The 18,306-nt window shown below is 64.8% G+C and carries 19 protein-coding genes; 9 read left to right on the top strand and 10 right to left on the bottom strand.

Translation table 11 applies throughout. From position 1 onward, the window contains the following. Positions 1–14: 14 nt before the first annotated feature. Positions 15–1,088, bottom strand: coding sequence for an oxygenase MpaB family protein (locus B4400_RS15680; protein ID WP_078311969.1), 1,074 nt, complete (start codon positions 1,086–1,088; stop codon positions 15–17). Between the two features lie 234 nt (positions 1,089–1,322). Between B4400_RS15680 and B4400_RS15675 the strand changes: the two genes are divergently transcribed. Further along, the gene (locus B4400_RS15675) at positions 1,323–2,267 is read left to right on the top strand and encodes a COX15/CtaA family protein (protein WP_078312078.1); all 945 of its coding nucleotides are present in this window, start codon (positions 1,323–1,325) and stop codon (positions 2,265–2,267) included. Here B4400_RS15675 and B4400_RS15670 read toward each other — a convergent pair. Next, entirely contained in the window at positions 2,220–3,185 is a 966-nt protein-coding gene (locus B4400_RS15670) for an ATP-grasp domain-containing protein (RefSeq protein ID WP_078311967.1), read from the bottom strand. The genes B4400_RS15675 and B4400_RS15670 overlap by 48 nt on opposite strands. Next, positions 3,167–3,490, bottom strand: coding sequence for a hypothetical protein (locus B4400_RS15665; protein ID WP_078288232.1), 324 nt, complete (start codon positions 3,488–3,490; stop codon positions 3,167–3,169). The genes B4400_RS15670 and B4400_RS15665 overlap by 19 nt, the downstream gene beginning before the upstream one ends. Positions 3,491–3,524: 34 nt before the next feature. Here B4400_RS15665 and B4400_RS15660 point away from each other — a divergent pair, with 34 nt between their 5' ends. Then, on the top strand, positions 3,525–4,502 hold the full coding sequence (locus tag B4400_RS15660; RefSeq protein ID WP_078311964.1) for a quinone oxidoreductase family protein: 978 nt from the start codon (positions 3,525–3,527) through the stop codon (positions 4,500–4,502). On the opposite strand, the gene B4400_RS15655 is transcribed toward B4400_RS15660, so the two are convergent. Then, positions 4,491–5,429 (bottom strand): heme o synthase, encoded by a 939-nt coding sequence (locus B4400_RS15655; protein ID WP_078311961.1) that lies wholly within the window; start codon positions 5,427–5,429, stop codon positions 4,491–4,493. The two genes, B4400_RS15660 and B4400_RS15655, sit on opposite strands and share 12 nt — an antisense overlap. 245 nt (positions 5,430–5,674) lie before the next feature. Here B4400_RS15655 and tkt point away from each other — a divergent pair, with 245 nt between their 5' ends. The 6 genes from tkt to B4400_RS15625 all read left to right on the top strand — a co-directional run bounded on the left by tkt (position 5,675) and on the right by B4400_RS15625 (position 12,573). Next, on the top strand, positions 5,675–7,762 hold the full coding sequence (gene tkt / locus B4400_RS15650; RefSeq protein ID WP_170915034.1) for a transketolase: 2,088 nt from the start codon (positions 5,675–5,677) through the stop codon (positions 7,760–7,762). Between the two features lie 26 nt (positions 7,763–7,788). After that, complete coding sequence (tal, locus tag B4400_RS15645) at positions 7,789–8,922, top strand: transaldolase (protein WP_078312077.1); 1,134 nt, start codon at positions 7,789–7,791, stop codon at positions 8,920–8,922. Positions 8,923–8,957: 35 nt separating this feature from the next. Then, positions 8,958–10,475: a glucose-6-phosphate dehydrogenase gene (gene zwf / locus B4400_RS15640; protein WP_078311955.1), complete on the top strand. Its 1,518-nt coding sequence runs from the start codon at positions 8,958–8,960 to the stop codon at positions 10,473–10,475. Then, on the top strand, positions 10,472–11,380 hold the full coding sequence (gene opcA, locus B4400_RS15635) for a glucose-6-phosphate dehydrogenase assembly protein OpcA (RefSeq protein ID WP_078311953.1): 909 nt from the start codon (positions 10,472–10,474) through the stop codon (positions 11,378–11,380). Before zwf ends, opcA begins: the two co-directional genes overlap by 4 nt. Continuing rightward, positions 11,377–12,120, top strand: a complete 744-nt coding sequence (pgl, locus tag B4400_RS15630) for a 6-phosphogluconolactonase (RefSeq protein ID WP_078311950.1) — start codon at positions 11,377–11,379, stop codon at positions 12,118–12,120. The genes opcA and pgl overlap by 4 nt, the downstream gene beginning before the upstream one ends. A 207-nt stretch (positions 12,121–12,327) precedes the next feature. Continuing rightward, positions 12,328–12,573 (top strand): cytochrome C oxidase subunit IV family protein, encoded by a 246-nt coding sequence (locus B4400_RS15625; protein ID WP_078311948.1) that lies wholly within the window; start codon positions 12,328–12,330, stop codon positions 12,571–12,573. Here the strand turns inward: B4400_RS15625 and B4400_RS15620 are convergent. The 5 genes from B4400_RS15620 to B4400_RS15600 all read right to left on the bottom strand — a co-directional run bounded on the left by B4400_RS15620 (position 12,570) and on the right by B4400_RS15600 (position 15,790). Continuing rightward, positions 12,570–13,325: a hypothetical protein gene (locus B4400_RS15620; RefSeq protein ID WP_078312076.1), complete on the bottom strand. Its 756-nt coding sequence runs from the start codon at positions 13,323–13,325 to the stop codon at positions 12,570–12,572. The two genes, B4400_RS15625 and B4400_RS15620, sit on opposite strands and share 4 nt — an antisense overlap. Continuing rightward, positions 13,312–13,647 (bottom strand): hypothetical protein, encoded by a 336-nt coding sequence (locus B4400_RS15615; protein WP_078311946.1) that lies wholly within the window; start codon positions 13,645–13,647, stop codon positions 13,312–13,314. Before B4400_RS15615 ends, B4400_RS15620 begins: the two co-directional genes overlap by 14 nt. Then, positions 13,644–14,030, bottom strand: a complete 387-nt coding sequence (locus B4400_RS15610) for a YbaB/EbfC family nucleoid-associated protein (protein ID WP_078311944.1) — start codon at positions 14,028–14,030, stop codon at positions 13,644–13,646. The genes B4400_RS15615 and B4400_RS15610 overlap by 4 nt, the downstream gene beginning before the upstream one ends. Before the next feature lie 265 nt (positions 14,031–14,295). Beyond that, entirely contained in the window at positions 14,296–14,532 is a 237-nt protein-coding gene (secG, locus tag B4400_RS15605; RefSeq protein ID WP_030093493.1) for a preprotein translocase subunit SecG, read from the bottom strand. Between the two features lie 49 nt (positions 14,533–14,581). After that, positions 14,582–15,790: a neutral zinc metallopeptidase gene (locus B4400_RS15600; protein ID WP_078311943.1), complete on the bottom strand. Its 1,209-nt coding sequence runs from the start codon at positions 15,788–15,790 to the stop codon at positions 14,582–14,584. A 35-nt stretch (positions 15,791–15,825) separates the two neighbouring features. On the opposite strand from B4400_RS15600, the gene B4400_RS15595 reads away from it, so the two are divergent. Continuing rightward, on the top strand, positions 15,826–17,511 hold the full coding sequence (locus B4400_RS15595; protein WP_078311942.1) for a DUF2207 family protein: 1,686 nt from the start codon (positions 15,826–15,828) through the stop codon (positions 17,509–17,511). Between the two features lies 1 nt (position 17,512). On the opposite strand, the gene tpiA is transcribed toward B4400_RS15595, so the two are convergent. Further along, positions 17,513–18,298 carry a triose-phosphate isomerase gene (gene tpiA, locus B4400_RS15590; RefSeq protein ID WP_078311941.1) on the bottom strand — a complete coding sequence of 262 codons (786 nt, stop codon included), beginning with the start codon at positions 18,296–18,298 and terminating at the stop codon, positions 17,513–17,515. Positions 18,299–18,306 lie beyond the last annotated feature (8 nt).

The following is an 18,306-nucleotide window of genomic DNA, read 5'->3' as shown; positions in this document are numbered from 1 at the left end:
GTGTTCCTTCTGAATCATCCAACGGTGCCGAGAATCGGCTCGGACTCTCTAATTCCCTCGTCGCTGGGAGCCTGTCCCTCTCCGAACACGCGGGTTCGTTGCCGTTCCCGGAGTTCGTGGTGCGCCCGACGGGGAATCTCATAGCCGTAAAGTTCCTGCGCCTCCCTGGGCGTCATGGTGATCGAGCTTCTCGGCGGTACCGAGAGCAGAACGCGTGCGCCGATGGGCACGGTGGCAGGTGAGATCAGCCGCAGCAGGATCAACTGCAGCCGCTTGCTCATGCTGATCGCCGTGAAGGCGGCACTTATCGGTGGCACGATCACCGCGTCGAGCAGGGGGGCAACGCTTAGCCCGGCCATCTCCCGCATCCACCGGGGCATGGTCGCCAAGGTGCCCCGGCGCAAAAACCATGTGATCACCTTGGTGAACGGCCGCAACAGCAGGGGCATCGGTGGCAGCATCACCTCGGCGCTGAGCAAGTGCCGCATCGCCTGCCGGGCGATATCAGAGCCGATGAGCTGTGGCCGCATCTTTTCGAAGTACTGGCTTATCCCCTCACGCGTTCGGGGGATATCGCCCGGGTCGCACGTCTGCAATTCCGCCGCGCGGGCGCATTCACTCCAGAACTGCGCTTCGTCCTCGTCAGAAAGCCGCCCTGGGCCGTACTTCTCATAGGCGATCAGAATCGAATGCCACGCCGTGAGGTGGATCCACAACTGGGAATCGGGATTGTTCGCGTCGTAGTTCTCGCCGGTGACCGGGTCGACGCCAATGGCCTTGGAATGAATCTTGACCAGGACATCTGCCGCTTTGGCTGTTGACCTGCTGTCATCGAAGGCAACCATCGCGAAGTACCGCAAGGTTCGGTCGTAACGAGTCCGGGGCCGTGAATAGATCTCATGCGTCTTGTCCACGGCGGCAATCAATCCGGGATCAAGTTCCTCGATCACCACGGCGCGCTGAAATCCAATGGACAGCGACGTCGGGTAGCTCCACACACGCCACGACACCGATTCAGGACCAAAGAAGCCGTAGTCCTCAGCAGGTTCAACCTTCGGTAGTGACAGCCACTCCCTGATCACACTCACAGGCCCGCTCCCTCTGCGCCAGTATTCCTACGAGATGTAGGATTTTTCTACACAGCGTAGGATTCATCACCCGATCGCTTACGTCAAGGGGCAAAGCGTCAACCAACCGGCCTATTCGCCTCAGCCCTGTGTCCAGACGGAACCCGCAGCGACTACTACAAGGCGTAGTCGGCGGTGACATAGACTCATCGCGTGCTATATCGGGCGTTCTTGCGGGTAGTCGATCTACTGCCGATGCCGAGCCTGCGGACGCAGCGCCTCATCGCCGCGGCGGTCGTGCTGACCCAGGGCGGAATTGCCGTGACCGGCGCCGTGGTTCGGGTCACCGCCTCCGGCCTGGGCTGCCCCACCTGGCCACAGTGCTTCCCGGGGAGCTTCACCCCCGTCGCCGTCGCCGAAGTGCCGCGCATCCATCAGGCCGTCGAATTCGGCAACCGGATGATCAGCTTCCTGGTCGTGATCACCGCCGCGTTGGCAGTACTCGCCGTGACACGCGCACGGCGCCGGCGCGAGGTCCTCATCTATGCCTGGCTGATGCCGGCCTCGACGGTCCTGCAGGCAGTCATCGGTGGCATCACCGTACTGACCGGCCTGTTGTGGTGGACCGTCGCGATCCACCTGCTGGTATCGATGGGCATGGTGTGGCTGGCGACGCTGCTCTACGTGAAAATCGGTGAGCCCGATGTCGTTTCGGATTTCCCCATGGTGCCACCGCCGCCCGCCCCGCTGCGCCGGCTGACAGCGCTCATCGGTGTGACATTGGCCGCGGTCCTGGTCGCCGGAACACTGGTGACCGGAGCAGGACCCCATGCCGGCGATAAAAGCGTCACCCGCGTGGTGCCCCGACTGCAGGTCGAGATCACCACACTGGTGCATCTACACGGCACACTGCTCATCGCCTACCTGGCATTACTGCTAGGGCTGGGATTCGGACTGGCAGCCGTCGGTGTGACCAGACCCATCTGGGCGCGCTTCACGGTGCTGGCGGCCCTCACACTGACCCAGGGCCTCGTGGGCGTCGTGCAGTTCTACACGGGTGTGCCCGCGGTGCTCGTCGCCGTCCACGTCGCGGGTGCGGCCGCATGCACAGCGGCGACCGCCGCGCTGTGGGCGGCGCTGACCTCTCCGGCGCTAGCCGCGTCGGTGCTGCCCCAGCGGGCCCAGACCCAGGCGCTCTAACGCGTCCTCGACGCCGATCACAAACTTTCGTTGCGCCAGGTCGCGCTCCTCGGTCTCCAGCTGACGCCAGCCCAGAGACGGCTCGACCAGTTCCAGCTCCAGTAGCCGTGGGTCATCGTCGTGCACACCGCCGATGACATCGACTCGCGCGTACAGCAGCTCAGTCATCGCGACACCGGATTTCGTGGCCGCCGCGGCAAGCGCCGCGGCACCGAACTTCCACAACGCCGCCGACGGCCTCACCGGCGCCAGACGCTCGGAGTGGAACAGACCCGACTCGTCGACCTCGGCGGCGGCACCCGGCGGAGGCAGCAGCGCCCCCTTGGTAAACGCATGGGACGGTTCGCCGTTGAGAAAGACCAATGCCGTCTCGCCGTGCGTGTCGACGCGCGGGTCGTAGGGCTGGATGAGCACCGTGCGACCCTCATCTTGCAGCGCCTCGGCATGATTACGCGCAGCCTCCGGGCACGTGAAGCGCCCCGCGCCACGCGATCCACCGGCCACCGAGGGCTTGATCACCAGTTCGCCGTCGGGCAGCACGACGGGCTCATCGGGCGCGAAGAAAGTGCTAGGAACCGTCGAGATACCAGCTGCGGCAAGATCATTCAGATAGCGCTTATCGGTGTTCCAGCGCACTACCGACAGCGGGTTGAGCACATTGGGCACAGATCCGGCCCACCGCAGGAATTCATCCAGGCGTTCGGGATAGTCCCAGGTAGCACGCAGGATCACCAGGTCCGCCTGTGCGGCCTCAGGGTCATCCCAGGACAGCCACCGGGCGTGCAGGTCGCGAACACGCAGCGCGGCAACAAGTTCAGCGTCGTCACCGTCACCGGAGACGAGTTGTGGGCAACCGGCCAGAACGATGCGCGGATGGAAGATATCCGGCCGTCCCAGCCTTACGTCCGGGCGACCCACCCGGCCATCTTCTTGGCGTGACCCGGTGCCGGGTTGGCGGTGCTGACCAACTCGCGGTCCCATTCCTCAACGGGCTCGATGCCTTCGACTGCCGCCACGGCAGCATGCGCCGTGGCGATGTCGGCAACCACCTGATCACCCAGGATCCCGTCGGCACCGACCAGCGTGATCCGGACGCCGGCCTGCCCGATGGGCTGCAACACGGCCTTGGTGGGCATGTGATGCGCCTTCACGAACGCGGTCAGCGCACGGTGCACGGTCGACGGAACGGACACCTTCGCGTCTGGCTGGGCTTCGTCGGTCATATGTAGAGCGTACGTGGCCTGGATACTGGTACCCATGCGCGCCATCGAAGTGCCGGTGACCGGCGGACCCGAAGTGCTCACCCTCGTCGAAAAGACAGCTCCGACACCGGGCCCCGGCGAGGTGCTCATCGACGTCGATGCGGTGGGGGTCAACTTCCGCGATATCTATCTACGCAACGGCAGCTACGCCGCCCCGCTCCCCCACATTCCGGGATCCGAGGTCACCGGAGTGGTAAGCGCGGTGGGCGAGGGTGTCGAAAACCTTGCCCCCGGCGACCGGGTTGCCAGCCCCGTGGCCGCCTGGGGGTACGCCGAATCGACCACCGCACCAGCCGATTACACCGCAAAGGTGCCCGAGGGCCTGTCATCGGAGGTTGCCGCGAGCGCCCTGCTTCAAGGCATCACCGCCCATTACCTGCTCACCTCGGTGTACCCCGTCGCCGCCGGTGACACCGTGCTGGTGCACGCCGGCGCCGGCGGTATGGGTCTATTGCTGACCCAATGGGCGACCCATCGCGGCGTCAGGGTCATCACCACCGTGTCGAGCGAGGCCAAGGAGAAGCTGTCCCGCGCGGCTGGCGCCACCGAGGTGCTGCCCTATCCCGATCCCGCGGATCCGGCGGAGTTCGCCTCACGAATCCTGGAATTGACCTCGGGTGAGGGTGTGGCGGTCGCCTACGACGGCGTCGGCAAGTCGACCTTCGAGGCAAGCCTGGCGGCAGTCCGGGTGCGTGGCCTGATCGCCCTGTACGGGGCGGCCAGTGGTCAGGTACCGCCCTTCGATCCGCAGCGCCTCACCGCCAAGTCGGCAGTGCTCACCCGCCCAACCATGGGGCATTTCATCCGCACCCCCAAAGAATTCGCCTGGCGCGCCGACGATGTCCTGGACCTGGTGTCGCGCGGAACATTGAAGATCACCGTCGGAGCCAGCTATCCGTTGGAGCAGGCCGCCCAGGCCCACATCGCCCTTGAGGCACGCAAGACCACCGGGTCGGTCGTCCTAGTGCCCTAGCAGCCCATTACCGAACAGCAGCGGCCAGCCGACCACCGAGTCGACCGCCAGCGCACAGAAGACCACGGCCAGGTAGTTGTTGGACTGCAAGAACAACCGCAGCGGTTTGATCGGCTGACCCTTGCGCACACCCGAGTACAGCTGGTGCGCCATCGCCAGGAACCACACCCCGGCCAGGAATGCGACCACGGCGTAGATGACACCGGCGGCCAGCGCGAGTGCCAGCGTGGCCAGCACCGTCAGCCAGGTGTAGATCAGGATCAGCCGGGTGACCTTCTCCTCGGTGGCGATCACGGGCAGCATGGGGACGCCCGCAGCCCGGTAGTCCTCCTTGTAGCGCATGGCCAGCGCCCAGGTGTGCGGCGGAGTCCAGAAAAAGATGATCAGGAACATCACCACGGCCGGCCATTGAATGGTGCCGGTGACCGCCGACCACCCGATCATCACCGGCATGCACCCGGCAGCGCCGCCCCACACCACGTTCTGCGCGGTGCGGCGCTTGAGCACCAACGTGTAGATGAAGACGTAGAAGGCGATGGTGGCCACGGCGAGCACACCAGACAGCAGGTTGGCGGTCCACCACAACCAGGCGAACGCTCCGATACCGAGCACGATCCCGAAGATCAGCGCGTTGCGGGTGGTGACCGATGCGGTGGCCAGGGGCCGGCGCGCGGTGCGCTTCATGACCTTGTCGATGTCCGCATCGGCCACACAGTTCAGGGTGTTGGCACTGGCCGCGGCCATAATCCCGCCGAGAAGCGTATTCAGGATGAGCAGCGGATTCACATGCCCGCGTTCGGCGAGCAACATCGCGGGAATCGTGGTGACCAGCAGCAGCTCGATGACCCGCGGCTTGGTCAGGGCCACGTAGGCGAGGATCGTCGAAAGGAACGGGCCGCGAGCACGCGCGCCTTGCGTCTCTCGCATCCGCACCGCGCTGATCCTCCTGGGTAATTAATCCGGTGAGCCAGCCGACCCGCGGCACTGAGCGCTCTACTACAGACGATGGTAGACCGCCAGGGTCGCGCGTCGACAACCAAGGTCGGCCCACGGAAGTGAACAGAGGTTGTCCGTCACCGGACTATCACATTGCCCAGGAGGCGTGACCCGGCCGTGAGGCAGCGGCGCGAAATCGGCGGCACTACGATGGGCCCGTGACCGCGATCGACGAGATCCCGACCGATATCCCAACCCTCACCCGGGCCAACTACCCGGATGACTGGACAGACCTGGACTCGCGTGCGGTTGACACCGCGCGGGTGCTGGCCGCCGATGCCGTACAGAAAGTCGGCAATGGGCATCCCGGCACCGCGATGAGCCTGGCACCCGTGGCATACACGCTCTTTCAGCGACAGCTGCGCCACGATCCCAGCGACACCACCTGGATCGGCCGCGACCGATTCGTGCTGTCGTGTGGCCACAGCAGCCTGACCCTGTACTTGCAGCTGTACTTGGGCGGATTCGGCCTGGAGCTCTCCGATATCGAGGCACTGCGTACCTGGGGCTCTTTGACCCCCGGCCACCCCGAGTACCACCACACCAAGGGTGTCGAGATCACCACCGGGCCGCTCGGCCAGGGCCTGGCCTCGGCGGTTGGCATGGCGATGGCCTCTCGGTACGAGCGCGGTCTCTTCGACCCCGACGCCGCGCCCGGCACCAGCCCGTTCGACCACTTCATCTACGTCATCGCCTCCGACGGCGACATCGAAGAGGGCGTGACCTCGGAAGCGTCCTCCTTGGCCGGTACCCAACAGCTGGGGAACCTCATCGTCATCTGGGACGACAACGAGATCTCCATCGAGCACGACACCAAGATCGCACTGAGCGAGGACACCCCCGCCCGCTACGAGGCGTACGGCTGGCATGTACAGACCGTCATCAGTGGTGAGAACGTCACCGGCATCGAGGAAGCACTGGCCAACGCCCGTGCGGTCACCGACCGTCCGTCGTTCATCGCTCTGCGCACGATCATCGGTTACCCCGCTCCCACCAAGATGAACACCGGCGGCGTACACGGCTCGGCGCTGGGGGCTGACGAGGTGGCCGCCACCAAGAAAATTCTGGGCTTCGATCCGGAGAAATCCTTCGACGTGGCCCCGGAGGTCATCGCCCACACCCGCGAGCTGGTGCAGCGCGGCAAGCAGGCACATGCGGAGTGGGACAAGGATTTTGATGCCTGGGCCGCCCGCGAGCCCGAGCGCAAGGCACTGCTGGACCGGCTGGAGGCGCGCACCCTGCCCGAGGGCTGGGACGCCGAGCTGCCGTCCTGGGAACCCGGCTCTAAGGGCGTCGCCACCCGTGCCGCGTCCGGCGACACCCTGTCGGCGCTCGGCGCCAAGCTTCCCGAGCTGTGGGGTGGCTCCGCGGACCTCGCGGGCAGTAACAACACCACCATCAAGGGCGCCGATTCCTTCGGCCCAACGTCCATCGCGACATCGGACTGGAATGCCCAACCATACGGCCGCACACTGCATTTCGGCATCCGCGAGCATGCGATGGGATCGATCCTGTCCGGCATCGTGCTGCATGGCCCCACCCGCGCGTACGGCGGAACGTTCCTGCAGTTCGCCGACTACATGCGGCCCGCGGTGCGCCTGGCGGCATTGATGAACATCGACCCGATCTACGTGTGGACACACGACTCGATCGGTCTCGGCGAAGACGGCCCCACCCACCAGCCGGTGGAGCACCTGGCCGCCCTGCGCGCCATCCCCAACCTTTCGGTGGTGCGCCCCGGTGACGCGAACGAAACCGCGTACGCCTGGGCGACCGTCCTGGAGCGTCAATCCAGCACCGGCCCAGTCGGTTTGGCACTCACCCGCCAGGGTGTACCGATCCTGGAAGGCACCAGCCGCGAGGGTGTGGCCAAGGGCGGCTATGTGCTGGAGGCAGCCGATGGCCAGCCCGATGTGATCCTCATCGGCACGGGCTCGGAACTGCAGCTCGCCGTCGAGGCCAAGAAGATTCTTGCCGCCAAGGGAATTGCGGCCTCCGTGGTGTCGTTCCCCTGTGTGGAATGGTTCGAGTCCCAGCCCCAGGAATACCGCGACAGCGTGCTGCCGCCGTCGGTGCGTGCCCGGGTGTCCGTGGAAGCCGGCATCGCGCAAGGCTGGTACAAGTTCGTCGGCGACGCCGGTCAAATCGTCTCACTGGAGCACTTCGGAGCTTCCGCTGACGACAAGACCTTGTTCCGTGAGTTCGGCTTCACCCCGGATGCAGTGGCTGCGGCCGCCGAAAGGTCCATCGCAGCAGCTCAATAACCCCGAATCAGGAAGGGATGAATCCCATGAGCACATCTGATCAGAACGCTAATCTCGCCGAACTGAGCGAAGCCGGAGTTGCCGTCTGGCTCGACGATCTCTCCCGGGACCGACTCACCTCGGGCAACCTCGCCGAGCTGATCGCGACCAGAAGCATCGTCGGGGTGACCACCAACCCGGCGATCTTCCAGGCCGCCCTGTCCAAGGGGCATGCCTACGACGCGCAGATCGCCGAGCTGGCCGAGCGGGGGGCCGATGTGGACTCGGCGATCCGCACCGCCACCACCGACGACGTGCGCGCCGCGTGCGATGTGCTGGCTCCGCAGTACGAAGCCTCTGAGGGTGTGGATGGTCGTGTCTCCATCGAGGTGGACCCCCGCCTGGCTCACGACACCGACAAGACCATCCTGCAGGCCATCGAGCTGTGGAAGATCGTCGACCGCCCGAACCTGCTGATCAAGATTCCGGCAACCAAGGCCGGTCTGCCCGCGATCTCGGCGGTGATCGCCGAGGGCATCTCGGTGAACGTCACCCTGATCTTCTCGGTGGAGCGCCACAAGGAAGTGATGGACGCCTACCTGACCGGCCTGGAGGCCGCCAAGGAAGCCGGCCGCGACCTTTCCAAGATTCACTCGGTGGCGTCGTTCTTCGTCTCCCGGGTAGACACCGAGATCGACAAACGCCTCGAGGACATCGGCAATGGTCAGGCGCTGTCCCTGCGCGGCCGGGCCGGGGTGGCCAATGCCCGTCTGGCCTACCAGGCCTACGAGAAGGTGTTCGATCACGGTCACCGGTTCGCCGAGCTCAAGAAGGCCGGCGCACGGGTGCAGCGTCCGCTGTGGGCCTCGACCGGAGTCAAGAATCCCGACTACGACGACACGATGTACGTCGTGGACCTGGTGGCTCCGCACACCGTGAACACCATGCCCGAGAAGACCCTGGAGGCGGTTGCCGACCACGGCGTGGTCACCGGCAACACCATTCATGGGACTTACGACGGCGCCCACGCGGTCTTCCATGAACTGACCCGCGCCGGGATCGATCTGGATGATGTGTTCGAGGTGCTCGAAACCGAAGGCGTCGATAAGTTCGAGGTCGCGTGGAATGAGCTCATCGACGCCACCCAAGCCCAACTCGACGCGGTATCCACCAAGGAGTGAGCGTGGATGACGGTCTTCACACGAAAGGCTCATCCATGACAAACCCGTTGCGAGACAAGCGCGACAAACGTCTTCCGCGTATCGCGGGCCCCTGCTCGCTGGTGATCTTCGGGGTCACCGGCGATCTGGCCCGCAAGAAGCTGATGCCGGCCATCTATGACCTCGCCAACCGAGGCCTGCTGCCGCCGTCCTTCGCATTGGTCGGATTCGCCCGCCGGGACTGGGCCAACGAGGATTTTGGGCAGATCGTGCTCGACGCCGTCAAGGAACATTCGCGCACGCCGTTCCGCCAACACGTATGGGACCGCCTGGCCGAGGGAATCCGCTTCGTGCAGGGCAGTTTCGACGACGACGCCGCTTTCGAGCAGCTCAAGAAGACACTGCGCACTCTCGATGAGGAACGTGGCACCGGCGGCAATCACGCCTTCTACCTGTCGATTCCGCCGAAGGCCTTCCCCACCGTATGCGAGCAGCTGTCCAAATCCAGCCTCGCGCAGCCGATCGACGGCGCATGGCGGCGAGTGGTCATCGAGAAGCCGTTCGGCCATGATCTGCAGAGCGCCCGCGAACTGAACGCGGTGGTCAATGAGGTTTTCCCCGAGGAGTCTGTTTTCCGAATCGACCACTACCTCGGTAAGGAGACGGTGCAGAACATCCTGGCACTGCGCTTTGCCAACCAGCTGTTCGACCCGATCTGGAATGCACACTTCGTCGACCATGTGCAGATCACGATGGCCGAGGACATCGGATTGGGCGGCCGCGCAGGATATTACGACGGCATCGGGGCAGCACGCGATGTCATCCAGAATCACCTGTTGCAGCTGCTGGCGTTCACCGCGATGGAAGAGCCCATCAACTTCTCCCCCGCAGAGCTGCAGGCCGAAAAGATCAAGGTGCTCTCGGCCACTCGGCTTGCCGAGCCGCTCGCCGAAACCACGGCCCGCGGCCAGTACGGACCCGGCTGGCAGGGCAGCCAGCAGGTGCCCGGGCTGCTGGAGGAGGAAGGCTTCTCCAAGACCTCGACCACCGAGACATACGCCGCGATCACCCTGGAGGTCGACAGTCGGCGATGGGCCGGAGTGCCGTTCTACCTGCGTACCGGAAAACGCCTGGGCCGCCGGGTCACCGAAATCGCCCTGGTGTTCAAACGAGCGCCCCACCTGCCTTTCGACTCCACGATGACCGAGGAACTGGGCGCCAACGCGCTGGTGATTCGGGTGCAGCCCGACGAAGGTGTCACGCTGCGGTTCGGATCGAAGGTTCCCGGTACCGCCATGGAGGTACGCGACGTCAATATGGACTTCTCGTACGAGCAGGCCTTCACCGAGGAATCGCCGGAGGCCTACGAGCGGTTGATCCTCGATGTGCTGTTGGGAGAACCCTCGCTGTTCCCTGTGAACGCCGAGGTCGAATTATCCTGGCGGATACTGGATCCCGCGCTGGACTTCTGGGCATCGGGAGGAAAACCCGACACCTACGAATCCGGCACCTGGGGCCCGCAGTCGGCGTTCGACATGCTGGCCCGTACGGGACGTGACTGGAGGCGACCATGATCATCGATCTGCCCGACACCACCACCAATGACGTCAACAAGAAGCTGGTCGAGCTGCGCGAAACCGGCGGCGCGGTCACTATGGCGCGGGTGCTGACTCTGGTCGTCATCACCGATGCCGGCGATGACGTCGAAGAGGTCATCGAGGCCGCCAACGGCGCCAGCCACGAGCATCCATGCCGCATCATCGTGCTCGAACGCAATCCGCTGGCCCCCAAGACCGGCCTGAATGCCCAGATCCGTATCGGCGGCGATGCCGGTGCCGGCGAGGTTGTCGTGCTGCGGCTGCGCGGCCCGCTCGCCGCGCACGAGCACAGCGTTGTCATCCCGTTCCTGCTGCCCGACACTCCTGTGGTGGCCTGGTGGCCCAACCAGGCTCCACCCGTCCCCGCTAAAGATCCGCTGGGGCGCTTGGCGATTCGGCGGATCACCGATGCGACGACGGCACCGGACCCCCTGAATGCCATTAAGAACCGGCTCGCCGGGTACACCCCGGGCGATACCGATCTGTCGTGGAGCCGGATCACGTACTGGCGGGCGCTGCTGGCCTCGGCGCTGGATCAGCCACCGTACGAGGGCATCAACTCGGCAGTGGTGTCCGGGCTGGCCACCGAGCCGGCCCTGGATGTCATCGCGGGTTGGCTCGCCTCACGTATCGAGGGTCCCGTCACCCGGCTGGTCGGTGAGCTCAAGGTGGAACTGCACCGGGACAGCGAGGTCGTCGCCCTGAGTCGGCCCCAGACCGGCGCCATCGCGACATTGGCCCGCACCGGACGCCCGTCGGCATCACTTCCTTTGCCCCGCAGAGAAACACGAGATTGCCTGGCCGAGGACTTGCGCCGCCTCGACCCCGATGAGATCTACCGCACGGCGCTTGAGGGAATCGCGAAGGTGCAGTACCAATGAGTGAAACAATCATCGAAAAGTACGCGGACACCGATGCTTTGGTGACCGCGGCGGGTGATCGGCTCGCTCTGGCGATCGCTGGTGCCCTCACCGACCGCGGCAAGGCGATGATCGTGCTCACCGGCGGCGGCACCGGTACTGCCCTGCTCAAACACCTGCGCGATGTCGCGAGCGATCTCGACTGGGACAATGTCCACGTCTTCTGGGGCGACGACCGGTACGTCCCCAAAACCGACCCGGAACGCAATGCCTGGCAGGCCTGGGAGGCGCTGCTTGAGCATGTCGACTTCCCGATGCGCAATATGCACGCCATGCCCAATAGCGAAAGCGAATACGGCACCGACCTGGATGCGGCGGCGCTGGCTTACGAACAGCTACTCGCCGCCAATGCCGAGCCGGGCCAGGACTGCCCCGCATTCGACGTACACCTGCTGGGGATGGGCGGCGAGGGCCACATCAACTCGCTGTTCCCGCACACCGATGCCGTCAGGGAGACGCACCGCCTGGTCGTGGCTGTACCGAATTCTCCCAAGCCACCACCGCAACGGATCACGTTGACATTGCCCGCGATTCAGCGTTCACGCGAGGTATGGCTGGTCGTTTCGGGCGAGGCCAAGGCCGAGGCGGTCGCCGCGGCCATTGGCGGAGCCGACCCGATCGACGTACCCGCGGCAGGCGCCATCGGGACCGAGCGCACGGTGTGGCTGCTCGATGAGGCCGCGGCGAGCCAGCTGGACTAGCCGGGCGCGCCCAACCCCTGCCGATACGTGGGCGTGGGCCGGACCCAGCGTCTCCCCGGCCGGGAGTCTATTGCCCTCACCATGTCTTGCCTTTCGGGCAATGCCCGAAAGGCGTTGCTGCTCTGCGCTTTACGGAATGCCCATGTCCGCACAATCGGAACCTAGTTCCCGTACTGCACTCTCGGGGCCCGGCCTCGACGCACCCTTGTGATACACCGGCGTCATCCGGCAGGCCGTGGCAGCACCCTCGCGACGTGGGTATTGACCTTCGGAAGGTATGCGGCACATTCGGCGACACTGATCATTCTGGCGCTGACGGCGATCAAAGTGGCGCTGATCGTCGCGTCCTGCATGGAGATCAATCGGGCTCCGCGGTGGCTTCAAATGCTGTGCGGTGCATGGACCATGGCCGTATTCGGAATCCTGCCGTACACCCTGTGCGCGAGGGTCTAACTCTCGTTGCCCTGTCCCGCGGCGAACAGCGCATCCGGATCCACAGACAATCCGTGCTCGGCCGGTGCCGGTTCCGAAGCCGGCGGCGACTGCCGTACGGCCGGGGCCGCAACCGGTGCGGCGGCGGGTCCCGGCGCGGGCGTCCGCAGGCGCTCCACATTCATCGAGAACTCGGCCACCCCGTCCCGGATCGCGGTCGCATGCTCGTCAAGACGGTCCAGGAGCTGAGACAGCGTGCGCCCCATCTTGTTTCCAAGCTCGGAGGCATCTGCTACCGCAGAAGCTATGGTGGTCGCCACGCTGCCGCCCTGGGTGATGGGTGAGGCGGCTCGTGCTGCGGTGAACTCGGTGATGATGTCGTCGACGTACCCTTCCACCCATTGCCCGAGCATGCTTCGAGTATGCGTAACCAGATCCGTCACCACGTTGATGCGCTGATTGACGTTCGCCGCGACCACTCGCAGCTCTTGCAGAGCATCGTCGAGGAGACCGGCCGCCTCCCCGAATCCTGTTGCTGCCGCACCACTGTGACCGTCACCCAGCGCGCTGAGCACAGCCGACAGCTCCTGCTGCACATTGGTGACATCGGCAATGCAGTATCGCCAGAAGGTGGCCTCCGCGGAGGCTGCGACCGGGTCACCCCGAAGCGCATCGAGTGGTTCTTCGAGGAACTGCACATGCTCGACCATGAAGCCCAATCCGGCGTCATGGAGGCGAGTGAGCGGTTTCAGCTCGGCATCAAGGGTGTCCACCGAACCCTTCACCAATCTTCGTCATCGCGGCGACGGTCTGATCCTCCGCTTCGGCGATCTGCCGAGCCTGGTCGTGCAGACGCTGTCCCGTCTCCACCATGACATCTCCCAGGGTCCGGACCGCGTCAGAAAGCTGGTCGATACTCCCCCGCACCGACATCACGAAATCCGACGACACCGCCCCCAGGTCCTGCTCGCCGAGCCCGCCTCCATGGTGCTCGAGCAAGAATCGCACCGAGCCCCCGGCGCTCTCCAGGTTCGCCGCTTCGTGCAGCACCACATCGCGGTCAAAGTGGAAGGTCCCGCTCGTCTCGCCGTTCATGACGGCGATCCCAGATGCTCACCCTCCCCCAGGTGCCCCCCGTCCAGGTAGCCCTTGACGTAGTCCATCGCCGGCCCGTCGCCGGTGAGGTCGTGCAATGTGCTGTGGATCTGGCTGGCCGCGTTGACCTGCGCCGCGGCGATAGTTCTGGTGATGATGGCCGACAGATCCCTGGCGTCCATCGACAGCGTCGATTCATCCAGGTCCAGGGCCTCGATGCGGCCGCCCGACCCAACGGTCACCGCGACCCCGATGTCGTCCTTCGCATGGCCCCGCACCAAACCGACGGTCTGTTGCACATACTGGGCACGCTGCCCAAGAACCTCCAGGCGATCCTGGTACTCACGAATCCATTGGCGGGGGTCACCACGGCACTCCGACATGACGAGGGGCTCCTTTCCTGGGGTGCGGCCGGTGAAACGGGAACGTCCCCTCCGCGTCCCCGGTCCACCGACCGCTGATGGCACTGGTCGACTTCTGTGCCATACATAGAGATTGATGGGCCGAAGGCATGAATCGGTTCCATGAATTTTGAAGAAATTTCTCGGCAAATAGATGAAACATCAACTACCTGCGAGGATATCTGCCGCAGAGACAAAACAGCGGACTACCTGTGCAGTAGTCCGCTGTCTGTGAATCGTGATTTCGTTATCCGCCGAGCTTGATCTCCAGCCCAACGCCGATGATCGAGATCACCCAGATGGCGGTGACGAAGTAGGTGAGCCGGTCCAGGTTCTTCTCCACCACGGTGGAACCGGAGAGGCTCGACTGAACGCCACCACCGAACAGCGTCGACAGACCGCCACCCTTCGCCCGGTGCAGTAGCACCAGCAGGACCACCAACAAGCTCGTGATCACCAGGATGATCTGCAGCGCCAATTCCATGGGGGTAAGACTACCGGCTCCGTTCCGGCGACCTGCGCAGGGACGCCTGTCAGCTCACTTCAGAACTGTCAGACAGCCAGGTATTACATTCCCACAGGCGATTCGTCAGTGACCCGTGCCGCCACCATGCCGCGGAATGCTCATTGGAACCGTGGTCACGTTTCGACCGTTGCCCATCGCCCCGATCTTGATCGTTCCAGGCCAGATCGAGTTCTTGCTGGGTGATGGTGCCCCCGCGCCGCGAACCCAGGAACATTCCGGAGAAGCACTGAGCCTGAAGTTCACTACGCCGAGACAACTCCAGCCCCAGCGGAGAATCCACTCCCGCAGCAACGCGCTGGTTCCACTCCTCCGACGATATCCCGCTGAGCTCCTGGGCGTGATGCCCGTACTCATGCGCGTAAACGGCAAGGTAGAAACCGTCGTGATTTCCGTACCTGTTCGGCGACATACTCACCGTTGACATGTAGATCGTGTTATTCGACGAGCAGTAGAAGGCGGCTGTCTCGCTGCCGCCGAAGTCCTCGTCCCCACAGGGAGAATCCACATAGCTTCCTGCCACTACCAACCCCGGCGATGACCATGGCAGGCGGGACCAGTCCAGAAGCCGCTTCCACTCCGGATCCAAGCACCCACGCAGATCCCGGTAAAACGCCTCGGCGTGGGGAATATCAAACGGCCATGTGCTCGTTGAGCAGGGCGCATTGGTGAACCCAGCGCCCTGGTCCCGAAACAAAGGGTTATCGCCAAGCGCGTACACGGGCCGGGGTTCGGGCGGCGGTTGCGGCGTCGACTTCGTCGGCATCCCGATGGCACTAGTTGGGGATGCCGTCCAGGGTGTGGCCGATGGGTACTGCCACGCCGAGGTGGCCCGCACCGGATGGCGTCCCCCCGAGTGGAGAGCCCACACCGCAGCCGTTCCGAACATCAAGACCCCGACCAACACGAAAGCCGCGCCACCGATGATCCAGCCGTGGGCAGACCTACGTCGCGCGGGCCGAGGCCGTCCGTAGGCTGCCGGCGGCGGATATACCGGCCCAGCCGGCGGCACTCGATAACCGGACGGCGCTTGGGCCACCGGGTATCCAGGAAAGGCCGGTACTGGCAACGGGCGCCAACCAGGAGGTGGCGCTAGCTGGGCACGGGCCGGCGGTGGCAGCGGTGCATTCCAGGCAGGTACAGGCCTGGGCTGGCAGTACGGCTGCGGCCCCACGTCGTCCACTCCCCCCCAACACGTTCTGTGAATCGGCGCCAGCATATCGACCCTGACCTAGGGTTACCGCCGTGGGAGAGATGACTCGCGGGGTGATGTTGCAGTTGGCACTGTGTCTGTCGGTGTGCGTGGGCTGGCTTCTCATGGCAGCCCCGGCAAGCGGCGATGTTTCCCCGGGCACGGTCGCTGTTGCCATGACCCTCGCCGAGGACGGCACACTGAATGTCATCGAGACCGTCACGCCCGCCGAAAATCAAGTGCTGCAACGGCATCTGCCTCTGGACATGGCCGTTGAGGGCAATCGGGTTCAGCACTTTGAGGTCAGCAACGTCGCCACATCGGGTGATGGGACGGCGACAATCGACGGAAACACGTTGATTACCACCGCTAGTGGCCCGGCGACCGTTGCCTACACGATTCGCGGGACCGTCGCCGACATGGCCAACCACCAGCAGGTGCTCTGGCCGTTTGCCTCCGGCTGGCACTCCGGCCTGCACGATGTCACCGCGTCATTCGCCTCTCCCAGCACCAAACCCAGCTCCCCGTCATGCACACTGGGCGCACCGGGATCTCAAATACGTTGTACCGCAGCACAGGTCGATCACACCGGAGTAGTTCGCGTCCAGCAGGACGAACTGCCGCCGGATGCCATCGCCACCTTCACCGTGGCGGTTCCGGCAGGCACCGTGCCGGCGAGCGCAACCTTCACCGCGCTCCCCGGCACGCAGGGCCCCTTCGCGCTGACGTGGCCCGCCACTACCGCGCTGATCAGTCTCGGCGTCGTCTCGGCGGCACTAGCGGGGTGGGTGATGATCGCACGTCGCCGAGACGTGCGCGCCGCTAGAATCGTTGTCACCCCAGCCGATCCCCTGGTGCACGACGAGAAGGGATCACGCTTCGCCGCGCCGGACGGCGTACTGCCGGGCCAGGTGGGCACCGTCACCGATCTGCGTGTCGATGCTGTCGATCTGACGGCAACGGTCATCGACCTGGCAGTGCGCGGATACCTATGGATCGCCGAAACAAACGGCCCCGATGGCCAGCTCGATTGGCAGATGTCCCGGCGCGCTCCGGCAGACGACCTCTTGACCGCCTATGAGACCCGGCTTGTGGACATGCTGTTGCCCGATGACACCCAGACGGTGTTCATGTCCAGCCTCCGCTTGCCGGGACCTCGTCTGGATCTCGGCAGCATCCCCGATGCGATGTACGCCGACGCACAGCTCCACGGATGGTTCCGCCATGCACCGCAACGCCTCGGTACCTTGACCCGCTATGGAATCGGCATGCTGCTGGCCGGCCTCCTGGTCACCGCCGTGTTGGCCACCAGCATCGGCAACGCCATGGTCGGGGTAGCACTGTCCGGCCTGGGCGCGGTCTGCGCGCTGACCGGCATGATGCTGCCGGTCCGCACTGCGCGCGGTCACCTGCTGACGGCGCACGTGGCTGCGTTGCGCCGCTATCTGCGTGAGCTCGACGTCGAGGCATTGGACGCCGCCGACCGCGAGATCGTCCTGACCCGGGCAGCGCCGTACGCCATCGTCCTCGGTCAGCTCGGCCCGTGGCTCACGGCACTGGAAACACTCGACACCACCATGGACGGTTCACCGGGTATCGATTGGTACGACACCGCTTCGCGCGAGAACGAGACGAAGGACCTGGCGGCAGGCATGTCGGCGATCACCGCGAACCTGCCGCTCTTTCTCACTACCCTTGATGGCGTGCTCGCGCGCGCAGCGCATTTGCGGAATCTGCCGGACAGCTGAGTTAGAGCAGGGGCCCACCCGCGGCGATCGCCGACATCTGGGCGAACTGCTCACCGTCCAGGGAGGCGCCGCCCACCAGCGCACCGTCGACATCGTCTTGCGCGATCAGTTCGCCCACGTTCTTGGCATTGGCTGAGCCGCCGTACAGAACGCGCACCGATGCGGCCACCGATGCGTTCGCGATCTGGGCCAGCTCGGCACGGATCGCGGCACACACCTCCTGCGCATCCGCCGCACTGGCCACCCGGCCGGTGCCAATCGCCCATACCGGCTCATAGGCGATGACGACCTTCTCGATTTGGTCCGCACTGAGCCCGGCCAGCGACCCACGCAAGGAGTCCACGTTGTACTGGACGTGGTCCCCCGCTTCGCGGATGTCGAGAGCCTCACCAATGCAGACGATCGGAGTCAGGCCGTGCTTGAGCGCCGCAGCGGCCTTGGCAGCGACCAGCGCATCATCCTCGGCGTGGTACTGACGACGCTCGGAGTGCCCGACCACGACGTAGGTGACCCCCAGCTTCGCCAGAAATGCGCCGCTGATCTCACCGGTGTAGGCACCCGAGTCGTATACCGACAAGTCCTGGGCGCCATAGGTAAGACGCAGCTTGTCCCCGTCGACCAGGGTCTGCACACTCCGGATATCGGTGAACGGCGGAATGACCGTCACGTCCACCTTGTCGAAGTACTTGTTCGGCAACGAGAACGCAATCTTTTGCACCAGAGCGATGGCCTCGAAGTGATTGAGGTTCATCTTCCAGTTGCCGGCGATCAACGGCTTACGCGACATGCGGGGCT

The sequence above is a fragment of the Mycobacterium sp. D16Q13 genome (genome assembly GCF_002013375.1).
Classification (GTDB): Bacteria; Actinomycetota; Actinomycetes; order Mycobacteriales; family Mycobacteriaceae; genus Mycobacterium.
The sequence above is the reverse complement of the archived record's forward strand: the minus strand, read 5'-3'. Positions and strand labels throughout refer to the sequence as shown.